Genomic DNA, 23,166 nt, shown 5'->3' on the forward strand with positions numbered 1-23,166 from the left:
TCAGTGTGCGAGTAGCACAGCCAGTAACATGCCCTTATAGGGCTGAGCAAACCACCCGTTTTACGGGTGGTGATGATATTTAAAATAAGTGTATTTTTAAGGGTTATAAGTAAAATTTAACTATTAGCTTAATAAAAACTGTAAATTCTAAACTATGAATTGTAAATTACAAGCTGTAATTGCGAAATGTGAACTGTGAATTGTGAATTGTATATGTGTATTGTAAAAAAGGAGGATTTTTATGACAAAGAAAATATATATATTTGATACTACCTTAAGGGATGGAGAACAAACACCTAAAGTGAGCCTGAATATAAATGATAAACTTACCATTGCAAAGCAACTTCAAAAATTGTCCGTAGATGTTATAGAAGCTGGATTTCCTAAAGCTTCAGAGGGAGATTTTAAAGCGGTTAAAGCTATTGCTGAAAATATACAGGGACCCGTCATAGTGGGACTTGCAAGGGCTGAAAAAGGAGATATAGATTGTGCCTGGGAAGCTCTTAAAGGTTCCGCAAAACCTAGAATTCACGTTTTTCTTGCCACATCGGATATTCATATGGAGCATAAATTGAAAATGAAACCAGAAGAGGTTTTAAAAAGGGCAGCAGACATGGTAAGGTATGCTAAAAGTTTATGTCCTAGTATAGAATTTTCACCAGAGGATGCCACAAGAACCAGGCCAGAATTTTTGTATAAAGTTTTAGAAGCTGTTATAGAAGCAGGAGCAGATGTAGTAAATATACCAGATACAGTAGGGTATACTACTCCAGGAGAATATGGTGTATTTATTAAAGGAATTAAAGAAAATGTAAAGAACATTGATAATGCAATTATAAGTGTGCACTGCCACAATGATTTAGGCCTTGCTGTAGCAAATTCTCTGGAAGCTATTGGGAATGGAGCGCAGCAAGTTGAATGTGCAGTAAATGGCCTGGGAGAGAGGGCAGGAAATGCTGCTTTAGAGGAAATAGTAATGGCCATTAGTACTAGAGCAGATACTTTTAACTGTCATACAGATATTGTAACAGAAGAGATAACTAAAACTAGCGGTCTTGTAAGTCATATAACCGGTATGCAGGTTCAAGGAAATAAGGCAATAGTGGGAGCTAATGCTTTTGCCCATGAATCAGGTATACATCAGCATGGGGTATTAAACTGTAGAGAAACCTATGAAATTATGACTCCAGAGTCTGTGGGATTAAAGCAAAATTTTATAGTTCTTGGTAAACATTCTGGAAGACATGCTTTTGTAGAGCATTTACATGAACTAGGATATTCAGATTTAGATAAAGATAAAATAGATGAGATTTTTAAAAAATTTAAAGAGCTGGCAGATAAGAAGAAACATGTGTCAGATGAGGATATAGAAAGCCTTGTAAAAAATGAAATATTTCATGTGCCAGAAGTGTTCAAATTAAAGTATTATCAAGTTTTTACAGGAAATACCGTAGCATCCACATCTACTGTAGAAATTCAATGTGAGGGAAAAAATATAAGAGAAGCTTCCTGTGGAGATGGACCTGTAGATGCTACATTTAAAGCTATTGAAAAGGCTACAGGTATAGATGTAACCTTAAATGATTATTTTATAAAAGCAGTGGGAAGTGGGAAAGATGCACTAGGAGAAGTTACCGTAAGAATTGAGAAGGAAGGAAAAATATTTTCCGCCAAAGGGGTAAGTACAGATATTGTGGAAGCCAGCAGTATAGCTTTTATAAATGCTGTAAATAAATTGTACTATGCAAACAATTCAAAGGATTTACAAAAGACTTCAATAATGAACAATTAATATAAAATTTTGATAGGAGTGATTTACATGGGAATGACCATGACGCAAAAAATACTAGCTTCTCATGCAGGGATAGATAGTGTAAAAGCAGGACAATTAATAAAAGTAAAATTGGATTTAGTACTTGGAAATGATATAACTACCCCGGTAGCTATAAATGAATTTAATAAGATTGGAAGCCAGAAAGTTTTTCACAAAGACAAAGTAGCTATTGTTCCAGATCATTTTACTCCTAATAAGGACATAAAATCGGCAGAGCAGTGCAAGTGTGTAAGGGAATTTGCCAGAGACATGGATATCAAAAATTATTTTGAAATTGGTCAGATGGGAATTGAGCATGCACTGATTCCTGAAAAAGGATTGGCTGTATGCGGAGATGTAATAATAGGGGCAGACTCACACACCTGTACTTATGGTGCTTTAGGGGCTTTTTCCACAGGAGTGGGAAGTACAGATATGGCTGCAGGAATGGCCACTGGAGAAGCCTGGTTTAAAGTGCCTGAAGTTATAAAATTTGTATTAAAGGGAAAATTAAGTCCCTGGGTAAGTGGAAAAGATATTATTCTCCATATTATTGGAATGATAGGAGTAGATGGAGCTCTTTATAACTCTATGGAATTTACAGGAGAAGGGGTAAAAGAATTATCTATGGATGATCGATTTACCATATCTAACATGGCTATTGAGGCAGGGGCCAAAAATGGAATTTTTCCAGTAGATGAGAAGACTATAGAGTATGTAAAAGAACACTCAAATAAAAGTTATACTGTATATGAAGCAGATGAGGACGCAGAATATAAGAAAGTTATAGAAATAGATTTATCTAAAATTCGTCCTACAGTAGCATTTCCGCATATACCTGAAAACACTAGAACTATTGATGAGGTTGGAGATGTAAAAATAGATCAGGTGGTTATAGGATCCTGTACCAATGGAAGAATTGGGGATCTTAGAGCTGCAGCTAAAATTCTGAAAGGAAAAAAGGTGAATTCTAATGTAAGGACCATTATATTCCCTGCAACGCAAAAGATATATCTTCAAGCCATGAAAGAAGGACTTTTAGAAATATTCATAGAGGCAGGAGCTGTGGTAAGCACACCTACTTGCGGCCCATGTCTTGGAGGACATATGGGCATACTGGCAAAGGGAGAAAGAGCTGTAGCCACTACAAATAGAAATTTTATAGGAAGAATGGGACATGTAGAAAGTGAAGTCTATTTAGCAAGTCCAGCAGTAGCAGCAGCTTCTGCTGTAACAGGAAAGATTTCATCACCAGAGGAGGTAGTAAAGTAAAATGATAAAGGGAAAAACTATTAAATATGGAGACAATATTGATACAGATGTTATAATTCCAGCTAGATATTTAAATACCAGTGATGAAAAGGAACTTGCTTCTCACTGTATGGAAGATTTAGATAAAGATTTTTTAAAGAAGATAAATAAAGGAGATGTAATTATAGCAGGTAAAAATTTTGGATGTGGTTCTTCAAGAGAACATGCCCCTATAGCTATTAAGGCAGCGGGAATTAGCTGTGTAATAGCAGAAACTTTTGCCAGAATATTTTTTAGAAATTCTATAAATATTGGGCTTCCTATAATGGAATGTGAAGAAGCCGCAAGGGATATAGAAGAAAAGGATGAAATATCTATAGATGTAAATTCAGGAGTAATTACAAATATAACCAAAAATAAAACCTATAAGGCATCACCTTTTCCTGAATTTATGCAAAAAATAATAGAATCCCAGGGACTTATAGGTTATATAAAAAAAGAGGTGGAAAACAAGTGAAAATAGCTATTATACCAGGAGATGGAGTTGGAAGAGAGATAATTGTACAGGGAAAGAAAGTTTTAAAAGCTGTGGCTGATAAGTATAAATTTGATTTCCAATATGAAGAGGTACTTCTAGGGGGCAGTGCAGTAGATGAAAAGGGAACTCCTCTGCCAGATGATACTGTAGAAGTTTGTAAAAATAGTGATGCAGTACTTTTGGGAGCAGTAGGGGGACCTAAATGGGACAAATTACCGGGGAATTTACGACCTGAAGCGGGGCTGTTAGGTATAAGAAAAGCTTTGGGAGTGTTTGCAAATCTAAGGCCAGCTATATTATTTTCTGAACTTAAGTCTGCCTCAAATTTAAAGCCGGAGGTACTGGGAGAAGGACTTAATATAATGATAGTTAGAGAGTTAACTGGAGGGGCATATTTTGGAGAAAAAAATAGGGTAAATATAGAAGGAGGACAAAAAGCTTGGGATACTATTAGTTATTTCAGTTTTGAAATAGATAGAATTGCCAGAAAATCCTTTGAAATTGCTAGAAAAAGGGACAAAAAACTTACTTTAATAGATAAGGCAAATGTGCTTGAGAGCTCTAAATTGTGGAGAGAAGTTGTAGGTGAGATTGCAAAAGAATATAAAGATATAGAATTAAATTATATGTACGTAGATAATGCTGCCATGCAGCTTATCAAGAATCCCAAACAGTTTGATGTAATTTTAACGGAGAATATGTTCGGGGATATTTTAAGCGATGAGGCTTCGATGCTGACAGGATCACTTGGAATGCTGCCTTCTGCCAGTGTAAGAGAAGATTCTTTTGGATTATATGAACCTATACATGGCTCTGCACCGGATATTGCAGGTCAGGACAAAGCCAATCCCATTGGCACATTGATGAGTGTGGCCATGATGCTTAAATATAGTTTTAACATGGAGGCTCCATCACAAAATATAGAAAATTCCATATCTAAAGTGTTAAAAGAAGGCTATAGAACTTTAGATATTGCCACAGAAGGTTCAAAAATTGTGGGAACAGAGGAAATGGGAGATTTGGTAGTTAAAAATCTGTAGTTTACATTATAATGAAGGAACTGTATAAAAAGATTTATTTATGTTTTTATACAGTTCACTTGATGACTTGATTTACACGCTCAGTTTATAGCTGTACTCACCATCTTCTTTTACATTATAAAAGTCAGAGTAATCTATATCAAAAATATTTTTGTGAATATGACTTATATCTATTTTATTCTTTATAAGATGTTCAAGTACTCCGCAGTACGATATATCACCTACTAACAGAGAAGCTGTAATTATACCGTTTTTGTGAATTATCTTTTTATAAACACCCTCCCATTCTAGGATGTTTACAGTATAAGTGTCATCGAAGGTATTGACTTTTCCAAGGGATACGCAAGGAACCCCCAGTAAATTCATAGAATTTTTCATGCCAAAATTATCATCCAATTCTTTTTTTATAGATGCCATGTTGTAAGCAGCAATTATACCTTGTTTTACTGCTATGGGCCATATTGGTGCAGTGAAGGTCACGTCTCCTGCTGCATATATGTCATCTGCTGTAGTTTTACAGTATTTATCTATTAAAATTCCCTTTTCAAATTTTATATCTGTATTTTTTATAAAGTCTATATTGGGACGTACACCAGCAGCTACAATTATCATGTCACAATCTATAGAAGATGAATTTGACAGCACTGCTTTTTGAACATAACCATCTTTATCTAGAATTACTTCTTCCAATTTGGTTGAGGTAAATATATCCACATTTTTTTCTTTCAAAAGTTTTTCGTATATTGAGGAGGCCTTCTTGTCAAGCTGAAGAGGAAGAATTTTATCTCCCATTTCCACCAGAGATATTTTAATATCTTTTTCCATAATACCTAAAAGTGCGTCTATTCCAACTAATCCGGCACCAAGTATTACTGCATTTTTGGACTCTTTGACTCTTTCTTTTATAGAAATCACATCTTCAAAATTTCTAAGACAGTATACGCCCTTTCCTTCCCTTAAATTTTTAACAGGAGGAACAAAAGAAGAGGCTCCGGAAGCTATAAGAAGCTTGTCATATTTAAAGTTCCTTGTATCTTTCAAGTTTACTTTTTTACTTAAACTGTCTATATGGTCAACTTCAGCACCTTCTATCCAATTTATGTCGTACTTTTTGAAGAAGTCATCTTCTATAAAACTTATGGTGTTTAAATTTCTGCTTCCATCAAGTACTCTGTGGAGCATGCACCTTGAATAGATACTTTTGTCTTTTGATATGATTGTTATGCGGGAGTTACCATCCAGTTTTCTCAAGGTTTTGGCAGCATTTATTCCAGCGGCACTGGCTCCTATTATCACATATTTGTTGGGGTGCAGTTTTTTTATTAAATTCTTCATAAAAGTTCTTCCTCCTTTTCCACATAAATTGCTCCTGTAGGACAATTTTCAACACATCTTGGAGTATCTCTGTCACCGCACAAATCGCATTTCACCACTTTACTCTTTGTTTTGGTATCTGGTTTCAAGACTCCATATGGACAGGACATAACACACATGAAGCAGCTGGCACATTTGTCTTCATCATAGGAAACCAGGCCAGTTTCAGCATCCTTGGTCATAGCTCCACTCATACAGGTTATCACACATTCAGCATCATCACAGTGGCGGCAAAATATGGGAAGTTTATTTCCATATTCATCTTTGGCTATATGATTTCTGCTTTCAAGAGAAATGTCCTCAAGATCCATAACAAAAAAGGATTTACCATTTTTGTTATGCTGTGCCATACAGGCCAAAGTGCAATTTAAGCATCCGGTACATAAGTCTTTATTTATCATTATCCTTTTCATAAAAACCACCCTCTAAATTTTAATTAAGACCTAAACTTTTTCTTCTTTCAAGTATGGTTTCTTCTAATTTGTCCGCAGCTTTTACTATATCGTCCTCCACTATAAGTTTTCCACCTGTAAGATTTACCATATCTTCACAGAGAACTTTTGTAACAACTTTGCTTCCTCCTATGAATGGAGATATGGCAAGATGAAGAGGGAGCCCAAGTGCAAGTCCGAAACTTCCGTCTGCCAGAGCTTGTTCTTCAAGCCACTGAGGTGCTGAAAGAACTAGTGGAAGCTGAGGAATATCTATATTTAAGTACTCGGCCAATTCCTTTGCTACAATTTCAAGTCTTCCAATGGCAAGACAAGGACCAAAATTTAATACAGGCGGTATACCAAGACTTTTACATACTTCTTTTAAGCTGTCTCCTGCAAGTTCGGAAGCTTTAGGTGACATAAGCCCTACATTTTCAAGACCACCGCTGGAACACCCTGCAGAGAGAATAATTATATTTCTCTTTATAAGTTCTTTTGTAAGTTCTACTGTAAATACATCGTGGCCTTTAGCGGTTAGATTTGAGCAGCCTACTATTGCCGCTACACCTTTTATTTTTCCAGCAGCTATGAGATCCACAAGAGGTTTCCAGCTGCCCCCTAAAAATGATTTCAGTGAAGTTTCACTTACACCAGTTATTACATCATCAAAACCATGATTTTTAGGAATATTAATTTTGATCTTAGGTCTTCTTTCTTTATAGCTTTCAAGTGCTTCATCTATAATATGACTGCTTATTTTTTCTCTATCTTTGTAGGAGTATTCTATATATTCTGCATTGGATTTTTTACTTACATCGTCAAGACATATCATTTTAACCAGGAACTTATCGGTTATTGGCTCAATACCAGGAAGAGTACAGTTAAATTCTGATACTATGGCATCTATGCCTCCTGTAGCTATTAGAGCTTCACTTGTAAAGTTATTTCCGGCATGACCTGAAAAAACTTCAGCATAGTGTTTACCTCTTAATTGTAAATCCTGTCCAACACAAGTACAGCCTACCAATCTAAAGCCTTTTGCACCAGCTGCCTGAGCTTTTTTGATAACTTCAGGTTCTATAAGCTTATCCTGGAGATGAGCAATCATGGAGTGCTGGTGACCTGTTATCATCAAGTTTATATAATCCGGATCTACTACTTTAAAACCAACCTTTGCAGGTCTTATTTCAGGCTCACCTAAAATGATGTCGTTTAATAAATTGGTAAGGGTAAGGCCGTAAATTCCAGTGGATATTCCAAGTTTTAAACAGGTTAAAAGCATGTTGACAGGATCACTATTTAAATTGGTGGAGGTTTCTACTATGCCGTCAAAAACCTCTGATTTTGCACCTCCAGGCATTATGTTTAATTCTTCCCAGTTCTTCAGTCTAGGTCCATAGGCTATTTTATTTATAACTTCCATTTTTTCGAATTTTGGCTTGTATAAATCCTTCAGTACTTCATCAGCTACTAATACAGCCTTTTTGTGGCTATCTGCTTCTGTTATACCGAGTTTTTCTGCCAGATTATTTAAGGCATTCATTCCTTTTATCTCTCCACCGGTTTCTCCTAGGGATTTTATATTCCTAGCTGTGTTTTCCACTATATGAATATAACATCCGCTTCCTGCAGCTACAGCTCGTAGAAAGTTTCTGGCAACTATGGTATCTGCATTAGCACCACATATTCCTTTTGGTGATGCAGGTGTTATTCTACAAGGACCGTTGGCACACAATTTGCAGCATACCCCTAGTTGTCCAAAACCACATTTGATTTTCTGACTGTCCACCCTATGGTGTGAAGTTTGTACATTATCTAAAGAGCTTATAAAATTTTCTAATACTTTATCTGCTGATTCACAAATTTTATTATTTGACATATTAAAACCTCCAAAATTAAACGTTGTTAATATTACTTATTATTAAATATAAATAATCTACAAATATTATTTATCCATAGCTTCACTATAAACCCTTATAAAAGTTTTGTCAATATAAAACTGTAAAATAATCCAAGGCAATATCATATGGATATATGCGTTTTTAATATATAATTTCTGCTATAATAGTTATTGTTGCTTTTACAAGTCATATGGTATTTATGTACTTTTAAAATACAAGAAATATATCATAAGGAGGAATTTATGCTGAATATTATTCATATATTTATGGCGAAATTAAAAAAAGAAAAAATATTTAGTATATCATTAGTACTGGCAGTTTTCACTTCTCTTTTAGTACATCCCCAAATATCCTATATAAACTTTAAAGTCCTTGTATTATTATTTAATTTAATGATAATAATTTCTGCTTTTCAGAATTTAAAGGTTATGGATAAGATTGCCCTAGAAATTTTATTGAAATGTAAGAATACCAGAATGCTTTCTATGGTATTTGTAATAATAACCTTTTTTGCTTCCATGTTAGTGACAAATGATGTGGCACTGATTACTTTTGTTCCTCTATGTATACTTACATTTAAAAAGGCAAAAGAGGATTCGATGAAAACAATAATATTTCAAACGCTAGGAGCCAATATAGGAAGTAGTCTTACACCTATGGGAAACCCACAGAATTTATTTTTATTTACCTATTATAATTTAGATGGAGTTCAGTTTTTTTTCGTGACAATACCTTTTGTTGTCTTTGGTGTGTTATGGCTTATTTTATTGAACAAAAGAATTTTAAAGCAAGAAATTCAACTCTACCCAGAGATTGTGCATACAGAGGATAAAAAGAGAATTATAATATATTTAATTCTTTTTGTGATGATAATATTTTCTGTATTTAATGTTATAAACTACATGTATGCTTTTTTGGTTACAACTATATGCATAATTTTTATGGATAAATATTTAATAAAACAAGTAGATTATTTTTTATTAGCTACTTTTGTATGTTTCTTTGTATTTATTGGAAATATTTCTAATATTGAATTTATACAATCATATTTAAGGTATTTTTTACAAAGACCAGATATGCCATATTTCTTTTCATTGATATTGAGCCAAATAATAAGTAATGTACCTTGTTCTATATTGGTGTCAGGATTTACTGATAACTGGAGAGAAGTGCTTTTAGGAGTTAATATTGGAGGTATGGGGACACTTATAGCTTCGCTGGCAAGTCTTATTTCTTACAAAATATACATAAATGAATATAAAGAAAAAAATAAAATGTTTTTTAATAAATTTAACATATATAATTTTATAAGTTTATTTTTGTTTGCTTATATAAACTATTTGTATATTCACCTTGTATTTAAATAATAAAGTCTAAATTAATTTTCTAATCAAATTCTAATCTTTTACTAATTTCCCTCTAATGAAGTCCCTTTATTATATGAATATAGACATACATCAAATGAGATTGGCTATAAGCGCTATTAAAGCATATTTGAATAAAATTTAGTAGCTATAGTAAAAATGAATTGGAGGAGTTTAAAATGTCAGTTACCATTGAACAAATTGATCTATTAAGAAAAAGAGCTAATGTAGGGTATAAGGAGGCAAAAGAAGCACTTGAAAAATGTAATGGAGATGTAGTTGAAGCACTTTCCTATCTTGAAGAACAAAATAAGATTAAGCCTGAACAGGAGCCTTTTAAAAGTTCTACTTTTGTTAGAAAAGTTAAAAATTTAATTTCTAAGGCTAATAAAATAAGACTTGTAATATCGAAAGATGAAAAAACTATATTGAATTTACCATCTACTTTAGCAGTAGCGTTTGTTGTATTTGCAATGCCTGTTGTAATAGTATCCTTAATAATTACTTTAGTTACAGGTTGTAAAATAAGATTTCATAAAGAAAATGGAGAAAATTGCAGTATTAATAATAAAATAGATAAGGTTACCAATGTAGTTACCAGCGTTAAGAATAAAATAACAGAAGAATTCAATAATGCCTAAACCGATGCCTGCTTATGATTTTTCATAAAGCAGGCTTTAAATTTTGTAGTATGTAGTATAATGAATTTAGCATACACTAAGTATAGTAAATTGTGCATTGTGAACTGTGAATTGAAAAGAGGTGCATATAATGGCTGATAAAAAAATTCTTATTATTGAAGATGAAATAAAAATAGCTAGATTTGTTCAGCTGGAACTTCAACATGAAGGATATATAGTTGAACAAACTCAAGATGGAAGAGTGGGATTAGACAGAGCCTTAAAGGGAAATTATGATCTTATAATACTTGATGTTATGCTTCCATCTCTTAATGGAATGGAAGTGCTTAGAAGATTAAGGCAAACTTCAAAAGTTCCCGTTATTATGCTTACTGCAAGAGATGAGATTACAGATAAGGTTATGGGGCTTGATATAGGTGCAGAAGATTACATGACAAAGCCTTTTGCAATAGAAGAACTTCTTGCGCGCATTCGTGTTATTTTTAAGTTTAAAAGCAATACTAATATTAAATCCCATGTTATTAGTTCCGGTAAATTACAAATTGACACCAGTAAACACATTGTTACATATGAGGGTATCACTATAGATTTGACAAAAAAGGAATTTGATTTGCTTAGCTATTTAATGCTAAATAAAAATATTGCACTTACAAGGGATAATATTTTAGAAAGGGTTTGGGGGTATGACTATCAGGGTGATACAAATGTAGTAGATGTGTATATTCGTTATCTAAGAAGTAAAATTGATGATAAATTCAAGGAAAAATTCATTTATACTATCCGAGGAGTGGGGTATCAATTTAAATATGAATAGTATAAAGTCTGTTTTCAAATTAATATGTAAAATTATAAAATTTTCTTTTTTAATTGCAAGGCTAATCATAAATTTTTTATATAGTACAATAGATAATATTATTGAAAACATTGCAGAAAAGTTTAGATTTTCTATAACTTTTAAAATTACAATAACTTATATTTGTACCTTTTTTATAATTTTTTCACTAATGAGTGGAGCCATAATGGCTAGTTTTAGATATTATATAGACAAGGGAATAAATGTTGATTATGTGTCAATTTTAGGGGCTATTCTCGTAATATTCAATATTATAGGCTTATTTATTATTATTTTTATTGGTTCAAGAGCTAGTAAAAAGTTTTTATCTCCACTGCAAAATATGACTGATACTGTAAAAGAAATATCTATTAATGCATTAGATAAACGTATTAATGTAAAAGGTTCAAAAAATGAACTGAAGGACCTGGCAAAAACGTTCAATGAAATGCTGGACAGAATTGAAAGTTCTGTAGAACAACAAAATCAATTTGTGTCTGATGCATCTCATGAATTAAGGACACCTATTTCTGTAATACAGGGATATGCAAACCTTTTGTACCGCTGGGGAAAAGATGACAGAGAAATTCTTGAAGAATCTATTTCTGCAATTAAAAGTGAATCCCAGAATATGAAAGAACTTGTGGAAAAGCTTTTATTTCTTGCACGAGGAGACAAAAATGCTCAAAAAGTTGAAAAAAAAGAATTTGTACTTAGAGAGCTTATTATGGAATTAATAAAAGAAACCAAATTAGTTAATAAAAATCACCAAATAGAAAGTGATTATAATGAAAATTTTATTATTTATGCAGACAGGAAGCTTATTAAGGAAGCTTTAAGGATTTTTATTGATAACAGCGTTAAATATACTCCTGAAGGAGGAGTCATTAAGTTAGACTGCTATTTGAAATACAATACAGCTGTTATAACTATAGCAGATACAGGTATAGGTATTTCAAAAGAGGATATTTCCCATATATTTGAGAGATTTTATAGGGCGGATAAGTCTAGAACAAAATCCAGTGGTGGAACAGGACTTGGGCTTTCTATTGCAAAATGGATACTTGACAAACACAATGGAAAAATAGATGTCTGGAGCAAATTAGATATAGGAACAGTTATAAAGATTGGGATTCCTGTAAAGTAAAAAATGTATAATAAAATATGTTTAAAAAGATTACATATATTTACATAAGCTATTCCGTTAAATGTATATTTATGATATTATAAACAATATATACATTTTTTAAATTTAAGGGGGGAGCAAAATTAATGCTGGCTGATATTACTATCCGTAACTCAACAAATTCTATAAAATCCTTAATGCTGCAATACTTTGAAACGCTAGCTCTATCTTTTTTTATTGCATTATTTATACATAATACTTGGATTGAATCTCTAGATATATATCATACAATATTAGAGTTGATCTGTGTATTTATAGCCATGGCCATATTTGTATCTGTATGGTTCTTATATAACCGCAATTCAGTAAGCTGTAATGTACTGGGTCTTGGTTATTTAGCAATTGGCATTTTTGATATTTTACATACCTTTTATTTTCTAAAGCTAAATTTAGTTTCTAGCTCATACTTTGACCTTTCTACAAAATTTTGGATATTAGGCAGACTTACTGAAGCAGCAGTTTTACTGTTATCAGTACAGCTGGTTTCACTGAAATTGAATAAATGGATAAACTTACTTGTTGTTTTGGGAACAACTTTAGGTATATCCTGTTTTATAGTTATTTATGGAAATCACTTGCCTGTATTATTAACTTCTCAGGGAGTTACTCCTCTAAAGATGATGCTGGAGTATGGAATTATTTGTTTATATGCAATAAGCCTATATAAAATAAAGGATAAGTTAGACTGCAGGGGAGTAATAACATATAAATATATTTTCATATCGCTGCTTATGAGTATTTCCTCAGAATTTTGCTTTACCATATATACCTCGGTAGATTCAATTTCATGGACTGTTGGACATATCTTAAAAATTACTTCTTACTTCTTTCTTTTTAGGGGGATTTTTATCAGCATAATAGTTTATCCATATAATCAATTGGAAGCTGGGCATAAAAATTTAGAGGAAACAACCAAAAAGTTAAAATACACCAGTGAAACTTTAAGTGATTTGTTAGATGCGCTTCCAATAGCGGTAAAAGAACATGATCTTAGTGGAAGAGTAAAGTATGTTAATAAAAAATTTGAAGAATTATTTGGCTGTGGAAGAGATGAATTATATGGACTTACAGAGGAAGAACTTTTAGAAAAGTTTCCAAGAATTGAAGGAGATGAAAGGCAGCTTCCTCATAGGGTGATCCAGGATGGAAAAGATACAAAGACTATAGTGAGAACTTATAGGGATCTAAAAGGTGACAATATTAAGCTTTCAATAAATTCCGAAAGGGTTAGAAATGGTGTTTTGATATTTTTTAGTGAGACAAAAAAAGAGCAGGAGCTTGAAAATTTACATATACAAACTGAAACTATACTTGAAGCTGTAGATAATTGCATATTGATGGTAGATAAAAATGAAAAGGTTGTTCTTTGCAATAGAGCACTGGAAGAAGTTCTTGAAACAGATAAGAAATATATTTTAGGTATGGATATAAATAAATTTAAAGAATTAATACAATTTCAGCTTAAAGAAAATCCTTATTTAATTTCAAAAGATTACATAAAAAGACGACTTTATGAGGTGTCTTTAGTTTCTTTAAAAGGAAGCGAAAAGCATATGCTGCTTTATTGTACCAATATTAGGAATGTTGATGGAGATCTAATTGGAAATATAAACATAAGTACAGATATAACTACACTAAAAAAAGAACAGCAGAAGCTAATGCAGCAGGAAAAACTAGCGCTTCTCGGTCAAATGGGTGCAGCAATTGTGCACGAAACTCGAAACTTTCTTACAACAATTAAGGGAAGAAGTCAATTGATAAGTTCATTGGCAAAAAATGAGGATGTTAAGAAGCATGCTCTAAAAATCAATGAAGAAGTTGATGAGGTGAATAGAATTATTAGTGAATTTTTGTTTCTGTCAAAGCCAAGAAAAACTGAGATGACGGAAGTTTCTATGATTGATATATTTCAATCTATAGAAAGCATGGTCAAGTCATCCTCTCTTGTAAAAGGCATTGATGTTGATTTTCAGTTATCTAAAGAAGAACGCTATGTTATGTGTGATGAAGCAGAATTAAAACAGGTGATATTAAATATTTGTAAAAATGCTGCAGATGCCATGGCTGATAAAAACAATGCAAGGTTGAAAATTGAAACTGGATTTAATGAATCCACAAATGAGATGTTCATAAGAATAACCGATAATGGAGAAGGCATATCTGAGGAGAATTTAGCCAAAATAGGTACTCCTTTTTTTACTACAAAGAAAAATGGTACAGGCTTAGGTTTAAATGTATCTTATAAAATAATAAAAGAACATAAAGGAAAAATAGAAGTAAAAAGTAAGCTTGGAGAAGGAACAACTTTCTCTATTATACTGCCTGCTATAGATGATGAGGAATAGCATGGAGATGTCAGCAGGTTAAAATGTTTGCTAAATGGCATTAGCAAACATTTTTTATGTACTAAAATATTTTTATAGTTGTCCCACTAGGAAGACTGCTTAAAAACTCAGCATCTTCCTTCGAAACTCTAATGCCATATCCCGAGTCTGATGCTGCAGAATAAAAAACATTCAACCCGTCAATTTGGACGAAGTTCTTCATTTCTATTCCATTAAAATTAATATGTTCGCCATGAATTCCCAGTCCATAAGTTCCATTATTGATTTTTCCAGAAAATATATTAAAACATCTAGTTTGTGTCCATTTATTCTCAGATTTTTCGTAAATTTTGCAAATATGATCTTCGGAGTTAACTAATATATAGTAACTAGTATGGGAACTGAAATTTACTGTTTCATCTGTATTTTCTTTAGTCTTTTCATTTAGCTTATCTACCAGGTTAATATCTACTTTGCCTGTTATAGGAAGACAGTTTTTATTTTGAAAGTCCTTTAAAGCAGTGACCGTATCCATACTAGATAAATCTCCATTTACTTTTATATTATAGCCTAATAATAGAAGTTTTTCTTGAATATAAGTTGGTACGGGACTATATCCATCATTGTTTAATTTAGGATAATTATTGTCAATATAGTTTAATAAAGCATTAGCTGTGACAGCTCCAAATATACCGTCTACATTTACACCTAATATTTTTTGTACATTTTTTACGGATTCTGTGGTTAGTTTTCCATATATGCCGTCTTCAGCAAGTCCAGCTCCAAAATATAGGTTTAAAGTACTTTGGATGTTTTTTATAATTTTTTTATTATAGTTTTGTTTTTGAGTTGTTATAAAATTTACATCTAAATTATATGAAGGTTGTTCTTTAATTTGACTGGTTGATGTTTGTTGTGCATGCACGGATTTCCCACTTAAGGTGATACCTGCTGTTATTGCAGCTATCATCAGGAATTCTTTAGCATTTTTCATAGTTAATATCCTCCTTAAGGTATATTGAATGTAGTAATGTTTGTGTAACATTATAGAAAGTAATTCAACATTTAGTGATAGTTTTTTTGTGGATAAATGTTGAAACATACTATACATATATTACTTACGAAATAAATTGTAGAAATTAGGGGGTACACAATAATCTAATAAATTTTTTAATGATTTGTTCATATTCTTAAAATAAATTTGCATAATCCAAATATTATTTATATAATGATTTTAAAGTTGTATGCCTTCTCCATTTTTTAGAAGGTATTTTTTCTTAGACTAGTATGAGTACTTGAAGGAGGAATTTTGTGGAAGGTAAGGTAAGTAGTGTTTATGACGTTAATTCATTAACTTCACTAGAGAAACTTGAACCGGTACGTGTCAGGCCTGGTATGTATATAGGATCTACCGGTAGTAAAGGTCTTCACCATTGTATATGGGAAATTCTAGATAATTCTATAGACGAAATTTCCAATGGATTTGGTGATAGTGTATGTGTGGTGTTAAATGAAGGTGGAAGTGTATCTGTAATAGATAATGGAAGGGGAATACCCACGGGAATTCATCCCATAAAGAAAAAAAATGGAGTAGAGATGGTGTTTACATCCCTTCATACAGGTGGCAAGTTCAATAATGATGTATATAAAACTTCAGGAGGACTTCATGGTGTTGGAGGGGCCGTGGTAAACGCTCTATCCAAGTGGATGGAAGTAGAGATAAGTCAAAATGGACATATATACAAGCAGAGATTTGAATATGCTTATGATAAATCACTTAAAAAAAATATGCCGGGAACTCCTGTAACTGGCCTTAAAATAATAGGAGATACAGATAAAACGGGAACTAAAGTTACATTTATGCCGGATAATGAGGTGTTTTCTACAGTAGACTTCAATTTGGACATGATAGACGAAAGATTAAAAGAACTGGCTTTTCAGAATAAAGGTATAACTCTAAAATTTATATATATGGAAGGAAAAAGTGAAATTCAAAGAGAATATCATTCAGAAAGGGGACTTCTGGATTTTATAGAATATTTAAATGAAAGTAAAACTCCTCTGCATAAAGAGCCTATATTGTTTCAGGGGGAAAGAAGCGTTGATGATATAAAAATGCAGGGAGAGGTGTGTATTCAGTTTACAGATTCTACTACATATCACATAGCAAGTTATGTAAACAATATTCCAACTACAGAATCAGGAAGTCATGAAAGTGGATTTAAAACAGGTATGACCAGGGCCTTTAAGGAATGGGCTAAAAAGTTAAATTTATTAAAGGAAAAAGACAGGGAATTTGAAGGTGAGGACTTAAGAGAGGGAATGACAGCTATAGTCAAGGTAAAGATAAATAATCCTGTATTTGAAGGTCAGACCAAGACAAAGCTTGGAAATAGCGAGGCATATACCATGATGAATGATCTTTCTTATACTAAACTTTCAGAGTGGATAGAGGATAATAAAAATACTGCTTCTATTATAATAAACAATGCCCTTCATGCTGCGGCAAGAAGAGAAAAAATAAAAAAGATAAATGATGCCGAGAAAAAGAAAGTAGGTAAGGGGGCAGCACCTCTTGCAGGGAAAATTGCGGTATGTACTTTAAAAGATCCTTTAAAATGTGAATTTATAGTGGTGGAAGGAGATTCGGCGGGAGGATCTGCCAAGCAGGCAAGGGATAGAAGATTTCAGACCATAATGCCTTCTAAGGGAAAGATAATGAATACAGAAAAACAGAAATTGGAAAATGTTCTTGGAAGTGAAGAACTAAAAATATTTAATACAGCTGTAGGTACGGGAATACTTAAAAATTATAATGAAAAGGATCTTAAATATGATAAAGTTATAATATTAAGTGATGCGGATGTGGATGGGTATCATATAAGAGCTCTTTGGATGACCTATATATATAGATATATGAGAGAACTTATTTTAAATGGACACCTGTACATAGCACTGCCTCCCCTTTATAAGGTGTATAAACAGGCTAAGGGTAAGGAGACAGTTAAGTATGCTTATAGTGATAGCGAGCTCCTGCAGGCAAAAAAAGAAATAGGCTCCAAAGCTCTGATACAAAGGTATAAGGGTCTGGGAGAGATGAATTCAGATCAACTATGGGAGACCACCTTAAATCCTGAAACCAGGACGCTGCAGCAAATAACTATAGATGATGTTGTAAAAGCAGAAAAAATGGTATCTTTGCTTATGGGAGACGTGGTAGCACCTAGAAAAAAATATATGTACAAACACGCAGAATTTTAGACAATTCACAATTTACAGCTCACAATTGATGAAGTTTTGCCCTGAGGCAAAATCAATCCAATTAATTTTTCAGCACAAACTGAAAAATTTCCACAATTGTGAATGGTGAATTATGCATTAAACAAAAAGGGGGAATTTTCCTTGGTAAAAAGTACACTAATTCCAAAAGATAATAATATAATAAAAATTCCAATAGAAGAAGCAATGCCGGATAATTATATTCCCTATGCAGTGGAAGTGGCAAAAGACAGAGCACTTCCTGACGTTAGAGATGGATTGAAACCTGTACATAGAAGGATAATATATGGAGCGTATATATTAAAGGCATTTCCAGATAGGCCCTATTATAAATCTGCCAGGATAGTAGGGGATATACTTGGGAGATATCATCCCCATGGAGATACATCTGTTTATGATGCCATGGTAATACTAGCTCAAAATTTCACCACTAGAATGCCTATCATAGACGGTCATGGCAATTGGGGGAGTCAGGATGGAGATAGTGCTGCAGCTATGCGTTATACAGAAGCTAGGCTTACACCTATTGCTATGGAAATGATTGAAGGTATAGAAAAAGATGTAGTAAATATGGTAGACAACTATTCAGGTTCTGAAAAAGAACCAGAAGTTCTTCCAGCAAGATACCCTAATTTACTTGTAAATGGAGCTTTTGGAATAGCTGTAGGACTTGCTACTAATATACCGCCTCATAATTTAAAAGAAGTAATAGAAGCTGCCTGTGCTTATATTGACCAGCCTGAAATCAGTACGGAAGAACTTATGGAGTATATTAAAGGGCCTGATTTACCTACAGGAGGGATAATCATAGGTAGGAAATCTCTGATTTCTGCCTATACTACAGGAGAAGGCAGAGCTACCCTAAGGGCTAAAACTTCCATAGAAAAGTTAGAGAATGGTAAATTAGGAATAGTTATAACAGAGTTTCCTTATAGGAGGAGCAAGGCTAAGTTACTTCAGACCATTTCTGAAATGACAGCAGATAAAAAACATATGAAAGTACTAGAACCAATATCTGATATAAGAGATGAATCTGATAGAAAAGGTATAAGGGCAGTAATAGAATTTAAAAAGTCTACTGATATAGATTTAGCTGAAAAGGTATTAAAGTACTTATTAAAAAAGACAGATCTTCAGTGTAATATATTTTTTAACATGGTAGCCCTAGCTAACGGGAAGCCTGTTACTATGGGATTAAAACTCATACTTAAACACTACATAGATTATCAAAAGGAAATAATAACAAGGAGAACTAAAACAGAATTAGATGCAGCAGGGCGTAGGTTTCATATTGTGGAAGGATTTATAAGAGCACTGGCAGTAATGGATGAAATTATCCAGACTATAAGGAGTTCTAAATCCAAAAAAGATGCTGCCTCAAATCTTATGGAAAAATTTCAATTTACCAATGAACAGGCAGAAGCTATATTAGAACTTATGCTCTATAGACTTACGGGGCTTGAAATAATATCCTTTGAAAAGGAGCATAAAGAACTTTTAAAGATTATAAAAAGACTTACAAAAATATTGGATAGTGAAAGAGAAATTTTAAATATTATAAAAAAAGAACTATTAGAAATTAAAGAAAAACATGGAGATGAAAGAAGAACTCTGGTTATTGAAGAGGAGGAAGAGGCAAAAATAGATGTAGAAGAGCTTATAATAGATGAAGATATAGTTATTACCATGTCTAATGAAGGATTCATAAAAAGAATTTCTTTAAAAAGCTTCAATCGCTCTACCAGAGAAATTAAAGATATAGAATATAGAGAAGGAGATTTTAATAAATATTTTATAAATTCCAGTACCAAAGATATAGTTGTGTTTTTTACTGATAAAGGAAATATGTATAAAGTAAAAGGAATAGATATTCCGGAATTTAAGTGGAGAGAAAAAGGAGAAAAACTTGGCAATATAATAAAAGGTATTAACCTGTCAGAAGAAAATATTGTGGCAATTTATAGTATAGATGATTTTAATTCTGCACTGGATGTAGTGTTTTTTACTACTCTTGGTGGTATGAAGAGGAGCAAAATAGATGCCTTCGTTACAAAATATACGAAACTCATGGCATTAAAATTAAAAAAGGAAGAGGAACTTGTAGATATAAAATTGGTGGATAGAAATAAAGAAATAAACTTTGTTAAAATAAATACAGAAATTGGACTTGAATTTACTGTAAAAGTTCCTGAACTAAACTTAGAGGACAGAAATACAGTTACTACAGAGCTTTTTCCTTTAACTTATGAAGATAAAGTAATAAAAGTAGACTTTTCAGAAAAACCTCAGTATAAAAAATTTCATATAAATATAAATAAATCAGGAATAATTAAAGCTTCAAACAGCGGCAGGGCTTTTAAAAATACCCTTACAAGTTCCTCAAGTACGGTATTAATATTTACAGTAGAGGGGAAAGTTTTTTCTATGCCTGCTTTTATGATTCAGGAAATTGAAAATAGAGGTATAAGTATTAAAAAATTAATGGGGGATATAAGTGCCTCCGATATATTAAAAATAATTTCTATAGAAAATTTTAATTGTGGACATATTTATTTTTTTACTAAATATGGTATGATAAAAAAGACAGAACTTAAAGATTTTAAGGATGTAATTCAATGGAGCATAGCTTATAAATTTAAGGATAATAAAGATTATCTTATAAATGTAGAGTACAGTGAAAAAGAAAAAAATGAAATACTTTTAATAACTGAAACAGGAATGGGCATAAAGTTTCAGGGAGATTTTGTGAATTCTATGGGCAAACTTGCAGCGGGGGTAACAGGTATAAACTTAAAAAGCGAAGATAACATAGTATACTCTATGATTATAGAAGAAAAAAAAGATTATAAATTGAACTTGACTTCTATTAAAGGAAATAAGAAACAGATAAAGTTAAAAGACATAGTCCTGCAAAATAGAGGCGGCAGGGGCACAAGTATTATGCTTGTAGTTATGGAGGATAGAATTACAGAAGTTAAACCGGTATCAAGTGATTCTTAGGTTCAGATGGAGTTTGCTTATAAGGATGACTCTCTCCAGCTGAACCTTAGAAGAACTTATCCAGGCGCGTACCAGTGCTTATCCCCCACTTTAATAGAAAAGCATAGAACCAAAATTTTTAATTTTGTGTGAATCGCTTTCACAGAGTGCGATGAGGGTGTTGGCAATGGTAGCGATCGGATAAAATTATTTTTAATTAAGAGTTAAGAATGAATAGTTAAGAGTGAAGGAAAAATTTTTTTAACTTTGTTAAAAAAATTAACCATAACTTTTAATTCATAACTCTTAACTCATAACTATAAGAAGAGGTGTTTTAATAATGAAAAAAGCTGTGGTTTTACTAGCTGAGGGTTTTGAAGAAATAGAAGCATTAACTTGCGTAGATGTTTTAAGGAGAGCAAATATACATTGTATAACTTGTTCTATAAACTCTAAAAAGGATGTAACAGGTGCACATGGCATAAGTGTAAATGCAGACAGCTTATTGGAAGCTGTAAATGTAGATGAATATCATGCTGTTATACTGCCGGGAGGTATGCCTGGCACAATTAACTTAAGAGATGATGAAAAAGTTATAGAGTTTATAAAAAAGCTTCATACTGAGAATAAAATAGTAGCTGCAATATGCGCAGCACCTATAGTTTTAAAAAAAGCAGGAATAATTGAGGGTAAGAAGGTAACTTCATATCCGGGATTTGAAGAAGAACTTGCCTCTGACAATTATAGTGAAGAAAGTGTAGTTCAGGAGGGAAATTTAATAACAAGCAGAGGGCCTGCTACAGCCATATATTTTGTCTTTAAAATTTTAGAAAACCTTGTTGATAAAAATATTGTGGAAAATTTAAAGAAAGATATGCTTTTGGATTTAGTTAAGAGTTAAGAATGAATAGTTAAGAGTACAGGCAGGTGAAATAATGGAGAAATATGTATTTGATAATGGACTAAAGTTAATATATGAATATAGGCCCGGAAAACTATCTTCTATCTGCATAGGCTTTAATGCAGGAGCTTTAGAAGAAGGTGAACAATTTCCAAAAGGTACTGCTCATGCACTGGAACATGTTATATCAAAGGGCACAGAAAAAAGAAGTGAATGTGACATAAATAGTGAGTTTGATAGGTTATTCGGATTTGAAAATGCCATGACAAATTACCCCTATACTATTTATTATGGAACTTGCTTTTCAGAGGATTTAAATAAGGCAGTTGAATTATATAGTGACATAATTTTAAATGCTGCTTTTAAAGAGACAGGTTTTAAAGAGGAAATGAATATAATACTTCAGGAATTAAAAGAATGGAAGGATAATATCTATCAGCATTGTGAGGATGTGCTTTTTAAAAATTCATTTCAGTACAGAAGAATAAAAGAACTTATAATAGGGAATGAAGACAGCATTAAAAATATTACTTTGGATGAAATAAAAAGATTTTACCTCAAATTTTATGTTCCTGAAAATTGTGTTATATGTGTTTGTTCTTCCTTGGAGTTTACCCACGTACATAATATAATAGAAAATTATTTTGCACATTGGAAAACAGAAGTTCAGGAAAATTTTATAGTGCATAGTGAAAGTTTAGAAGTATTATATGAAAAAAATAAAAAAGGCATATTTATAGAAAATGCACTTGGCGTAAGAGGAGTTAGAATACAGTATATATTTGATATTCACCGTTTAGACCGTAAAGAATTTGAAGCACTTATTCTATTTAATGCCATTTTCGGACAGGGAAGCGGAAGTATACTTTTTAATGAAATAAGAACTTATAAAGGACTTGCCTATGAAGTTGGAAGCAGTATAAAAAATGAAAGGGGAATAAAACTTTTCTCCATAAAAATGGGAACCTCTGTGGAAAATATAGATAAAGCTATTACAATAGTAAATAATACAATAGATAAGTTGAAATATCCTTCTATATATTTTAAAAAGGATAAACTAAGTGATCTAATTAAAAATATAAGGTTAAAAGGTGAAATTAAAAGAGAAAGATCTATTGAATTTTGTAAGGAGGCTGTTATACATGAGCTTATGTACGGCAGTTGTAATTTTGATGAAATAGAAAAATTGAATGAAATTAAAGCACAAGATGTAGTTCGTGTTGTAAATAAATTCATGAATGATCCTTCTGTACAGATTTTAAAAGAATAAGCAAATAGAGGTCGGTCATATGGTGAATCACTTAATGGC

17 protein-coding genes are annotated in these 23,166 nt (G+C 32.4%); 13 read left to right on the forward strand and 4 right to left on the reverse strand.

Annotated elements, in window-relative coordinates; translation table 11 throughout:
* Window positions 1-241: 241 nt before the first annotated feature.
* The 4 genes from ACJDU8_RS16000 to leuB are packed head-to-tail and all read left to right on the forward strand — an operon-like array spanning window position 242 to window position 4,642.
* A complete protein-coding gene (locus ACJDU8_RS16000) occupies window positions 242-1,792 on the forward strand; it encodes a 2-isopropylmalate synthase (protein WP_406793156.1) in 1,551 nt (516 codons plus the stop codon).
* Between the two features lie 27 nt (window positions 1,793-1,819).
* Window positions 1,820-3,085: a 3-isopropylmalate dehydratase large subunit gene (gene leuC, locus ACJDU8_RS16005; protein ID WP_406793157.1), complete on the forward strand. Its 1,266-nt coding sequence runs from the start codon at window positions 1,820-1,822 to the stop codon at window positions 3,083-3,085.
* 1 nt (window position 3,086) lies between these two features.
* Window positions 3,087-3,581 carry a 3-isopropylmalate dehydratase small subunit gene (gene leuD, locus ACJDU8_RS16010; protein WP_406793158.1) on the forward strand — a complete coding sequence of 165 codons (495 nt, stop codon included), beginning with the start codon at window positions 3,087-3,089 and terminating at the stop codon, window positions 3,579-3,581.
* A complete protein-coding gene (gene leuB / locus ACJDU8_RS16015) occupies window positions 3,578-4,642 on the forward strand; it encodes a 3-isopropylmalate dehydrogenase (protein WP_406793159.1) in 1,065 nt (354 codons plus the stop codon). The genes leuD and leuB overlap by 4 nt, the downstream gene beginning before the upstream one ends.
* Window positions 4,643-4,714: 72 nt before the next feature.
* Here leuB and ACJDU8_RS16020 read toward each other — a convergent pair whose 3' ends face one another.
* From ACJDU8_RS16020 to cooS, 3 genes are read right to left on the reverse strand one after another with little or no spacing between them, the layout of a single operon-like run.
* Window positions 4,715-5,977, reverse strand: a complete 1,263-nt coding sequence (locus ACJDU8_RS16020) for an NAD(P)/FAD-dependent oxidoreductase (RefSeq protein ID WP_406793160.1) — start codon at window positions 5,975-5,977, stop codon at window positions 4,715-4,717.
* Window positions 5,974-6,429: a 4Fe-4S dicluster domain-containing protein gene (locus ACJDU8_RS16025; RefSeq protein ID WP_406793161.1), complete on the reverse strand. Its 456-nt coding sequence runs from the start codon at window positions 6,427-6,429 to the stop codon at window positions 5,974-5,976. The genes ACJDU8_RS16020 and ACJDU8_RS16025 overlap by 4 nt, the downstream gene beginning before the upstream one ends.
* 19 nt (window positions 6,430-6,448) lie before the next feature.
* On the reverse strand, window positions 6,449-8,329 hold the full coding sequence (gene cooS, locus ACJDU8_RS16030; protein WP_406793162.1) for an anaerobic carbon-monoxide dehydrogenase catalytic subunit: 1,881 nt from the start codon (window positions 8,327-8,329) through the stop codon (window positions 6,449-6,451).
* A gap of 264 nt (window positions 8,330-8,593) precedes the next feature.
* On the opposite strand from cooS, the gene ACJDU8_RS16035 reads away from it, so the two are divergent.
* The 5 genes from ACJDU8_RS16035 to ACJDU8_RS16055 all read left to right on the forward strand — a co-directional run bounded on the left by ACJDU8_RS16035 (window position 8,594) and on the right by ACJDU8_RS16055 (window position 14,719).
* Entirely contained in the window at window positions 8,594-9,718 is a 1,125-nt protein-coding gene (locus tag ACJDU8_RS16035) for an SLC13 family permease (protein WP_406793163.1), read from the forward strand.
* 176 nt (window positions 9,719-9,894) lie between these two features.
* A complete protein-coding gene (locus tag ACJDU8_RS16040; protein ID WP_406793164.1) occupies window positions 9,895-10,356 on the forward strand; it encodes a DUF4342 domain-containing protein in 462 nt (153 codons plus the stop codon).
* A 130-nt stretch (window positions 10,357-10,486) separates the two neighbouring features.
* Complete coding sequence (locus ACJDU8_RS16045; protein ID WP_406793165.1) at window positions 10,487-11,170, forward strand: response regulator transcription factor; 684 nt, start codon at window positions 10,487-10,489, stop codon at window positions 11,168-11,170.
* Between the two features lie 205 nt (window positions 11,171-11,375).
* On the forward strand, window positions 11,376-12,335 hold the full coding sequence (locus ACJDU8_RS16050; protein WP_406793166.1) for a sensor histidine kinase: 960 nt from the start codon (window positions 11,376-11,378) through the stop codon (window positions 12,333-12,335).
* Window positions 12,336-12,460: 125 nt separating this feature from the next.
* On the forward strand, window positions 12,461-14,719 hold the full coding sequence (locus ACJDU8_RS16055) for an MASE3 domain-containing protein (RefSeq protein ID WP_406793167.1): 2,259 nt from the start codon (window positions 12,461-12,463) through the stop codon (window positions 14,717-14,719).
* A 61-nt stretch (window positions 14,720-14,780) separates the two neighbouring features.
* On the opposite strand, the gene ACJDU8_RS16060 is transcribed toward ACJDU8_RS16055, so the two are convergent.
* Window positions 14,781-15,692, reverse strand: a complete 912-nt coding sequence (locus ACJDU8_RS16060) for a peptidoglycan-binding domain-containing protein (RefSeq protein ID WP_406793168.1) — start codon at window positions 15,690-15,692, stop codon at window positions 14,781-14,783.
* A gap of 317 nt (window positions 15,693-16,009) precedes the next feature.
* Here ACJDU8_RS16060 and ACJDU8_RS16065 point away from each other — a divergent pair, with 317 nt between their 5' ends.
* From ACJDU8_RS16065 to ACJDU8_RS16080, 4 genes are all read left to right on the forward strand, one after another.
* Window positions 16,010-17,959, forward strand: coding sequence for a DNA gyrase/topoisomerase IV subunit B (locus ACJDU8_RS16065; RefSeq protein ID WP_406793169.1), 1,950 nt, complete (start codon window positions 16,010-16,012; stop codon window positions 17,957-17,959).
* 141 nt (window positions 17,960-18,100) lie between these two features.
* A complete protein-coding gene (locus ACJDU8_RS16070; RefSeq protein WP_406793170.1) occupies window positions 18,101-20,977 on the forward strand; it encodes a DNA topoisomerase IV subunit A in 2,877 nt (958 codons plus the stop codon).
* Window positions 20,978-21,296: 319 nt separating this feature from the next.
* Window positions 21,297-21,857 (forward strand): DJ-1 family glyoxalase III, encoded by a 561-nt coding sequence (locus ACJDU8_RS16075; protein WP_406793171.1) that lies wholly within the window; start codon window positions 21,297-21,299, stop codon window positions 21,855-21,857.
* A 34-nt stretch (window positions 21,858-21,891) separates the two neighbouring features.
* Window positions 21,892-23,127, forward strand: a complete 1,236-nt coding sequence (locus tag ACJDU8_RS16080) for a M16 family metallopeptidase (RefSeq protein ID WP_406793172.1) — start codon at window positions 21,892-21,894, stop codon at window positions 23,125-23,127.
* The last annotated feature ends 39 nt before the right edge of the window (window positions 23,128-23,166 follow it).

This window comes from Candidatus Clostridium eludens (assembly GCF_045310515.1).
GTDB lineage: Bacteria > Bacillota > Clostridia > Clostridiales > Clostridiaceae > Clostridium_B > Clostridium_B eludens.

Coding starts and splice junctions, on each gene's coding strand:
- ACJDU8_RS16000 (WP_406793156.1), top strand. CDS start 242: ATGACAAAGAAAATATATATATTTGATACTACCTTAAGGGATGGAGAA.
- leuC (WP_406793157.1), top strand. CDS start 1,820: ATGGGAATGACCATGACGCAAAAAATACTAGCTTCTCATGCAGGGATA.
- leuD (WP_406793158.1), top strand. CDS start 3,087: ATGATAAAGGGAAAAACTATTAAATATGGAGACAATATTGATACAGAT.
- ACJDU8_RS16020 (WP_406793160.1), bottom strand. CDS start 5,977: ATGAAGAATTTAATAAAAAAACTGCACCCCAACAAATATGTGATAATA.
- ACJDU8_RS16025 (WP_406793161.1), bottom strand. CDS start 6,429: ATGAAAAGGATAATGATAAATAAAGACTTATGTACCGGATGCTTAAAT.
- cooS (WP_406793162.1), bottom strand. CDS start 8,329: ATGTCAAATAATAAAATTTGTGAATCAGCAGATAAAGTATTAGAAAAT.
- ACJDU8_RS16035 (WP_406793163.1), top strand. CDS start 8,594: ATGCTGAATATTATTCATATATTTATGGCGAAATTAAAAAAAGAAAAA.
- ACJDU8_RS16040 (WP_406793164.1), top strand. CDS start 9,895: ATGTCAGTTACCATTGAACAAATTGATCTATTAAGAAAAAGAGCTAAT.
- ACJDU8_RS16045 (WP_406793165.1), top strand. CDS start 10,487: ATGGCTGATAAAAAAATTCTTATTATTGAAGATGAAATAAAAATAGCT.
- ACJDU8_RS16050 (WP_406793166.1), top strand. CDS start 11,376: ATGGCTAGTTTTAGATATTATATAGACAAGGGAATAAATGTTGATTAT.
- ACJDU8_RS16055 (WP_406793167.1), top strand. CDS start 12,461: ATGCTGGCTGATATTACTATCCGTAACTCAACAAATTCTATAAAATCC.
- ACJDU8_RS16060 (WP_406793168.1), bottom strand. CDS start 15,692: ATGAAAAATGCTAAAGAATTCCTGATGATAGCTGCAATAACAGCAGGT.
- ACJDU8_RS16075 (WP_406793171.1), top strand. CDS start 21,297: ATGAAAAAAGCTGTGGTTTTACTAGCTGAGGGTTTTGAAGAAATAGAA.
- ACJDU8_RS16080 (WP_406793172.1), top strand. CDS start 21,892: ATGGAGAAATATGTATTTGATAATGGACTAAAGTTAATATATGAATAT.